Annotated in this window: 1 protein-coding gene; it reads right to left on the bottom strand. The window is 41.5% G+C overall.

The genetic code is table 11. The features are described 5' to 3' along the window. Nucleotides 1-119 precede the first annotated feature (119 nt). The gene (locus ESV24_RS15165; RefSeq protein ID WP_111817163.1) at nucleotides 120-1,664 is read right to left on the bottom strand and encodes an IS1182 family transposase; all 1,545 of its coding nucleotides are present in this window, start codon (nucleotides 1,662-1,664) and stop codon (nucleotides 120-122) included. Between the last annotated feature and the right edge of the window lie 26 nt (nucleotides 1,665-1,690).

Raw genomic sequence — 1,690 nt, 5'->3', positions numbered from 1 at the left:
AAGAGGTCGTCTAAAAACTATTTAGGCGACCTTTTATTTTTTGGTCTTTTTGATTTTATTCTGAAGCTGATTGTTTAATTAGGTGATTAGTCAGTAGATCAAATTAAGCAAAGCGATTCTTACATCGCTAAGCTCACTTTTTTGATGTTATGTGCCATTGCAATGAGTCCTATTTCTGTTTCTACTTTTTCTAGACCTCGTAACATAAACCTTTTGAAGCCCATATTGTGCTTAATATTTCCAAAAACAGCTTCTACATCCCAACATCTTTGTTTTCTGTGAGCAATACCTTCTGGACTTAGGAGTTTTTGTTTTGCTTTTGCTTTTAGTCTTACCAGTTTGTGGTTCCGCTCTACAATACGGTTCTCTTTTGATTTATGGCATAGGCTTCTGAGCTGGCAGCCTATGCAGTTTCTAGCTTGGTACCTATCTATTTTCTGTTCGTATCCATTAGCTGTTTTTCTCACATAGCTGCCTATGTTCTCCATCGACTGTCCCATAGGACAATAATAAGTATCTGTCTCACTGTTATAAAAGAGCTTATCTGCTGCAAAAGGCTTTTTAGTTTTGCCTCGTTTTTCATCCAACTGTTCCTTGTGGAAGTAATTGTATTTTACAAAAGCCTCAATGTTGTTATCTTCAAGATAGGTGTAGTTCTCATCGCTTCCATAGCCTGCGTCTGCCGTTAGTGTTTCAGGTGGTTTTCCATAGCCCGCTATAAAGTCTTTGGTGTGGTCAATGAGTGTGGTGGTGTCCGCGGTGGTCTGGGCAAGGGTGTAGTTTGCTATAAACTGGTTATTAGTTGACGCCTGTAGATTGTAACCCGGTTTGAGCTGGCCATTTAGCATGTGGTCTTCTTTCATCCTCATAAAGGTAGCATCGGGATCTGTCTTGCTCATGGAGTTGCGCCCTACCATCTGCTGTTCTTGCTCGTTGTACTTGGCGATATTCTTTGGCCAGTTCTTCTTGGCATAGTTTAGCTTTTGCCTTACCTTTTTATCAATGTCTTTTCCTTGGAGTGCTTGATTGATTTTATCGATTGTTCGGGAGACCTCGTTAGGATCTATCGCTTCAAAGTTATCGGGCTCGTTGGGCTTTTGTTCTTCCTCTGCGTATACAGTTTCCACATATCGCCATAAATCTTTGAGCTGATTTTCGATACGCGAACGTGAGGTCTTGGTGCTTTTTCCCCATACAAAAGTATAGCGGTTGGCATTGGCCTCGATTTTCGTGCCGTCAACGTAGATTTCCTTTAGACTCAGGTAGCCCTGCCCTGCCAGCAGGATGACAACTTGATTGAATATCTTTTTAAAATTCCCTTTTAATTTTCCCGAACGGAAGTTGCTAATGGTATTATGGTCCGGCTGGATGCAGCCCGAGAGCCACATAAAGTGGACGTTCTCCCCCAATGCCTGCTCAATTTTTCGAGAAGAGTATAGATTGCGCAGATAGGCATATACCAAAATCTTCAAAAGATCCCTTGGATGGTAACTGGAAGTGCCGCCTGCTTTGTAGCTTTTTTCCAAAGAGCTGACATCTATCTGGTCTAAAATAGAATTGACAATGCGAACCGGATGATTCTCTGGAACAAGATCATCATAACTTGGAGGGAGAAGACTCAGTTGGTTCTGGCTATTGGTCTTCCAAACTACGTTGCTTTTCATAGCATGAAAGTACAAAATTTCACGCT

The sequence above is a fragment of the Aequorivita lipolytica genome (assembly GCF_007997135.1).
In the GTDB taxonomy this organism is placed as follows: domain Bacteria; phylum Bacteroidota; class Bacteroidia; order Flavobacteriales; family Flavobacteriaceae; genus Aequorivita; species Aequorivita lipolytica.
This window is presented reverse-complemented; position numbering and strand designations above follow the sequence as displayed.

Excerpts from the sequence above, each read along its gene's own strand:
- ESV24_RS15165 (WP_111817163.1), bottom strand. The coding sequence starts at position 1,664 with ATGAAAAGCAACGTAGTTTGGAAGACCAATAGCCAGAACCAACTGAGT.